Annotated in this window: 5 protein-coding genes; 3 read left to right on the top strand and 2 right to left on the bottom strand. The window is 36.8% G+C overall.

Annotated elements, in window-relative coordinates; genetic code table 11:
- Together ACIQ2X_RS13585 and uraH are read left to right on the top strand one after the other, a co-directional pair.
- Positions 1 to 176: heme-binding protein (locus ACIQ2X_RS13585; protein ID WP_396179472.1), on the top strand; the 176-nt coding region annotated here is incomplete at its 5' end.
- Between the two features lie 21 nt (positions 177 to 197).
- Positions 198 to 605 carry a hydroxyisourate hydrolase gene (uraH, locus tag ACIQ2X_RS13580; protein WP_396179471.1) on the top strand — a complete coding sequence of 136 codons (408 nt, stop codon included), beginning with the start codon at positions 198 to 200 and terminating at the stop codon, positions 603 to 605.
- Positions 606 to 672: 67 nt separating this feature from the next.
- On the opposite strand, the gene ACIQ2X_RS13575 is transcribed toward uraH, so the two are convergent.
- Positions 673 to 954: a hypothetical protein gene (locus ACIQ2X_RS13575; RefSeq protein WP_396179470.1), complete on the bottom strand. Its 282-nt coding sequence runs from the start codon at positions 952 to 954 to the stop codon at positions 673 to 675.
- Between the two features lie 310 nt (positions 955 to 1264).
- Between ACIQ2X_RS13575 and ACIQ2X_RS13570 the strand changes: the two genes are divergently transcribed.
- Positions 1265 to 2359 carry a DUF695 domain-containing protein gene (locus ACIQ2X_RS13570; protein ID WP_396179469.1) on the top strand — a complete coding sequence of 365 codons (1095 nt, stop codon included), beginning with the start codon at positions 1265 to 1267 and terminating at the stop codon, positions 2357 to 2359.
- A 384-nt stretch (positions 2360 to 2743) separates the two neighbouring features.
- Here the strand turns inward: ACIQ2X_RS13570 and ACIQ2X_RS13565 are convergent, their stop codons facing one another.
- Positions 2744 to 5149, bottom strand: coding sequence for a thiamine pyrophosphate-dependent enzyme (locus ACIQ2X_RS13565; RefSeq protein ID WP_396179468.1), 2406 nt, complete (start codon positions 5147 to 5149; stop codon positions 2744 to 2746).
- Positions 5150 to 5256: the final 107 nt, after the last annotated feature.

Here is a 5256-nt window from a genome sequence, read left to right as displayed (position 1 = left end):
AAAACCTCAATTCCCTACCCGAATTATTGTTGTTAAGTGGCGGCACTCCTATTTATTATCAAAAAGAAATTATCGGAAGCATTGGTATTTCCGGCGGCGGAAGTGCTGAAAATGATGACACTATCGCTCAATCCGTGGGTATTGCAGAAGCTGGAATTTCTACTAAAAAACTTTAATAATCCATTAAATTTATACAAATGAAAAATGTACTTTTTACTCTTGCCTTTACAATGATTTCGACGTTTACATTTGCTCAAGAAAAAACGTATCAGTTGTCCAGTCACATTCTAGATGTTTCCAAAGGTTTGCCAGCGGCTGGTGTTTCCATTAAGTTAGAACAATACAATATTGGTAAAAAAACCTGGTCGTTTGTGGACGAAAAGATAACCGATACAAACGGTCGAATAACCGATTTTTTGAGCAACGAGAAAGCGAATTCCGGAATTTACAAATTGACCTATTTTGTAAACGATTATTTTAAGAAAGACAAAATTGAAAGTTTTTACCCTTTTATAGAAGTTGTTTTCGAAATTAAAGATGCCAAACATTACCACGTGCCCATAACGCTCTCTGCTTTTGGATATGCTACCTATCGAGGAAATTAAAAAACTATTTTTGATTGAAAAGAAAAAAACCGAAATACAGTAATGTAGTTTCGGTTTTTTTGTGCAATTATTTCTTAATCTCTATCGATCTTTTTCCGTCTTTTACATCAATTACGGTTTTTTTGTCCCCGTTTTTGGTGCTGACCTCTACGCCGTCGCTTCCGACGCTTACAGTAGTGCCGTCTTTTTCTTCTTCTTTTGCTGGAACTTCAGGAGCTGGAGGCGGTGGAGGAGGTGTTGTAACAACTTGTGGTACTGGAGCAGGTGGTGGAGGCGGAGGTGGATCATTTTTACAAGAAGCCAATGCTACCAGAGCTACCATGTTTAAGGTCAAAATAATCTTTTTCATAATTTTTAGGTTTAATTGATTTATAACTTTTTTAAAGTTAAGGCGATTATGGCAAATACAATACCAAAACGAAAAAAATTGGAAACTGTATGAAGTACGACCTTTACTTTTTTTTTTAAAATTACCAAAATCAGACGATGCATTTTTTTGTGGTATTAGAATTAGCGTCTCTATTTGTATCGAATATTTTAGTTTACTTGTGAGAAAGACGAAATTTATTTACATTCGTTTATGATCAAAAGAATAGTTCGGAAAGATTTATTTTAATCAATTGATTTTCAGTAATTAAAACACGCTATCAAACTAACAAATGCATTTATTTAAAAATATTTTCGGGAAGAAAGAAGAACCTATAACTTCTTACATTGATTTTTGGAATTGGTTTCAAAAAAATGAGAGGGACTTTTATAATGTTGTTAAAAAAGGGAACAACATTGAAAAAGGCTTTTTTAGTAAATTAGCGCCAAAACTGGAAGAACTCAAGGAGGGCTATTTCTTTTTGACTGGAATGGCTGATGATACTACGGCAGAATTAGTTGTAACCGCTGATGGAAATCCTCGAAACATTGTATTTGTTGAAGAGTTGGTACAAGCTGGGCCAAAAATTAATGGTTGGAAATTTACTGCATTAAAACCGCCCTCAAAAATTGAAGACGTTTCTATAGAAATGGCCGGAATACATTTTAATGACAAAAATTTATTTTTTTATTCAAACGATTTACCCAATTATCCAGATGAAATTGATATTTGTGTTGTTCATAGCGATTTGAACAATGATAACAGGCAAGATATAACTATTGGAACCTATATTTTTTTAGACAATTATTTGGGCGAACTTGATTTTGTGAATATCATTGACAATTTGCAAATTACAAGTAAAATTGAAGCACAAAAGCAACTTGTACCGATTGCCAAACTTAAAGATTTTTTGATTTGGCGTCAAAAAGAGTTTACTGAAAAGTACGAAGGAATTCGATACGAAACTGAAAATGATGACTATTCCATTTTAGAAGCTGAATTAGAAAATGGTAACAAACTTGTTGCCGTTGTAAATGCACATTTGCTAAATTGGGACCGTCAAGCTTCACACGCATGGTTGGCCGTGATGACCATCAAGTATGATGGTAGTTATAATAACGGAATGCCAAACAGCGCTGACTACGAAACCTTAGGGAATATTGAAGTAGAAATGATGACTTTTTTAAAAGATAAAGAAGGATTTTTAAATGTGGGTAGACAAACTGCAAATGGAGAAAGAGCAATCTATTTTGCATGTAAAGATTTTAGAAAGCCATCAAAAGTTTTTTATGAAACACAAAAAAAGTACGCCAACAATTTTGAGATAGATTATGAAATATATAAGGACAAATATTGGCAAACATTCGAACGATTTAAACAAAACTAAAGTCATCTGATTTTGACAAAAAATACTAAATTACTAATTTCACTTGCTTTCATAGCGTTTGGTATTTTTCTTTGTGGATTTGGTTTTACTACAAAATCAGGACATCCAGTAAGCACAATTTGTTTGATTTCGGGAATAATAGTGGTTTTATTTGGTTTTATTTATTTTATGATAAGTGTTTTCAATCGACCCTAATAAAATTTGCATTTCCATAAAAAAGCCGAAAGATTATTCCGAAGTTTCGGGAGAAGCCTAAAGTGAGCCGTTAAACCGCGTCCCAAAGCATTGAAAAAGGGAAATCGTCCCGATTTTTCATCGGGACGACTGTATCATAAAGAGGGAATATGGCGTAAAGAATATCTGGAGCCGTAATCCTTAAAATTTTTAATACAAACTTGGGTACATTTCGGGTTTTGCTTCGTGCATGATGGCATAAATTTTCTCGAAAATATCTTCTGTTGAAGGTTTTGAGAAATAATCGCCATCGGTTCCGTAAGCAGGACGGTGCGCTTTTGCCGTCAAGGTTTCCGGTTTGCTGTCTAAATGTTTGTACGCATTTTGTTCGTCAACAATTTGTTGTAAAATAAAAGCCGATGCACCGCCAGGAACATCTTCGTCAATTACTAAGAGACGATTGGTTTTTGCCACACTTTTTACAATATCGTGTTTGATATCAAAAGGCAACAACGATTGTGCATCAATAATTTCGACATTGATGTTCACGGCTTGCAATTCTTTAGCGGCTTGCTCGATCAATCGCAACGTCGACCCGTAAGAAACCACGGTAATATCTGAGCCTTCCTTAAGGGTCTCAACCACACCAATCGGTGTTTTGAAAGCGCCAATATTTGAAGGCATTTTTTCTTTCAAACGGTATCCATTCAAACATTCTACCACTAAAGCGGGCTCATCCGTTTCTAAAAGTGTGTTGTAAAAACCAGCCGCCTTGGTCATGTTTCTTGGGACCAAAACGTGAATACCTCGAATGGCGTTAATGATCATTCCCATTGGAGAACCGGAATGCCAGATGCCTTCGAGACGGTGACCACGAGTTCGGATGATGAGGGGTGCTTTTTGACGGCCACGTGTACGGTATTGTAAGGTTGCCAAGTCATCGCTCATAATTTGAATGGCGTAAAGCAAATAATCCAAATATTGAATTTCGGCAATAGGTCGTAAACCACGCATCGCCATACCGATTCCTTGTCCTAAAATAGTAGCCTCACGAATTCCTACATCAGAAACGCGCATTTCGCCGTATTTATCTTGCATGCCTTCCAAGCCTTGGTTTACATCACCAATGGTTCCTGCATCTTCTCCGAAAATTAGCGTTTCGGGATGAGTGGCAAAAATAGCATCAAAATTATCTCTAAGGATCAATCGTGCATCTACCTCTTCGGCGTTGTCGCTGTATGTAGGTAAAATTTCAGTAACAGATGTAACTTGTTGATTGGAATCTGAAAATAAATGTGAACTGAATTTTGGTTGAATTTTCTCGGTATAGTTTACAATCCAATCGGAAAGTAATTTGTGTTTACTTTCGCCAATAGTCAATCGCAATACTTTTCGAGCGGCAGCAAGAATGTCTTTCCGGATCGGTTCTTTGATGCTTTTTAAGTCGTTGATTAAAGGAGAAATAATGGCTTTGTTGGCACTTGTTTCTGCAACTTCGTTTAATACATTCAAGACTTCCGTTTGTTCTGATTTGGTTGGATTTACAAAAGCTTCCCAAGCTGCTTTTTTTCCTTGTAGCACTTCTTTTTTGGCATTGGCTTCCATTTCGTCCAACTCTTCTTGAGTAGCAATGTTTAAAGCCATCATCCACAATTTCATTTGACGAATACAATCAAATTCGCCTTCCCATTGCAAGCGGTCGGCATTTTTGTAGCGTTCGTGCGAACCCGAAGTGGAGTGTCCTTGCGGTTGCGTCAGCTCGTTCACGTGAATCAAAACCGGAACATGCTCTTCTCTAGCGATGGTTGCTGCTTTTTGATAAGCTTCAATCAAACTTGGATAATCCCAACCTTTAACACGAATGATTTCGAAACCATTGGCATCGTTATCGCGTTGAAAACCTTTGAGAATTTCAGATATATTTTCTTTAGTGGTTTGGTATTTAGCGTGAACCGATATACCATATTCATCGTCCCAAACACTCATTACCATAGGTACTTGAAGTACTCCTGCAGCATTGATGGTTTCAAAAAACAAACCTTCGGACGTACTTGCGTTTCCGATGGTTCCCCAAGCGATTTCGTTTCCGTTGATAGAAAAATTGGTTTTATCTTCTATTCCAGAAACATTTCGGTATATTTTAGAGGCTTGTGCCAATCCTAACAAACGCGGCATTTGTCCAGCTGTGGGCGAAATATCGGCACTCGAATTTTTTTGTAAAGTAAGGTTTTTCCAACTTCCGTCTTCGTTTAAAGAATGTGTGGCAAAGTGTCCACCCATTTGACGTCCGGCCGACATCGGGTCGTGATCTAAATCGGTGTGACCGTATAAACCGGCAAAAAATTGTTGGATATTCATCGCTCCAATGGCTATCATAAAGGTTTGGTCGCGGTAGTATCCCGAACGGAAATCGCCATTCTTGAACGCTTTAGCCATAGCTAATTGTGGGACTTCTTTTCCGTCACCGAAAATTCCAAACTTTGCTTTTCCTGTCAATACTTCTCGACGTCCTAAAAGACTACATTCTCTACTGGTTATAGCAATTTTGTAATCGATTAAAACTTCAGTCTTGAAATCTTCGAATGAAATCTCCTTTTGGCTTTGCGTTTTTGTCATAATAATTCTTTTTTAAGAAGGTAAGGCAAATTTAATCAAAAGTATTGATTTATCATAATGTTTGGGATTGATTGAGAAAAATTCAATTAAAAGTTCAAAAAAGGAGC

Origin of the sequence: Flavobacterium sp. (assembly GCF_044368625.1) — a bacterium.
Lineage (GTDB): Bacteria > Bacteroidota > Bacteroidia > Flavobacteriales > Flavobacteriaceae > Flavobacterium.
Note: the sequence above shows the minus strand (reverse complement) of the source record. Positions and strands in the feature narration are given on the sequence as shown.

Bases quoted from the DNA above. Each gene is read 5' to 3' on its own strand.
- uraH (WP_396179471.1), top strand. From the start codon at position 198: ATGAAAAATGTACTTTTTACTCTTGCCTTTACAATGATTTCGACGTTT.
- ACIQ2X_RS13575 (WP_396179470.1), bottom strand. From the start codon at position 954: ATGAAAAAGATTATTTTGACCTTAAACATGGTAGCTCTGGTAGCATTG.
- ACIQ2X_RS13570 (WP_396179469.1), top strand. From the start codon at position 1,265: ATGCATTTATTTAAAAATATTTTCGGGAAGAAAGAAGAACCTATAACT.
- ACIQ2X_RS13565 (WP_396179468.1), bottom strand. From the start codon at position 5,149: ATGACAAAAACGCAAAGCCAAAAGGAGATTTCATTCGAAGATTTCAAG.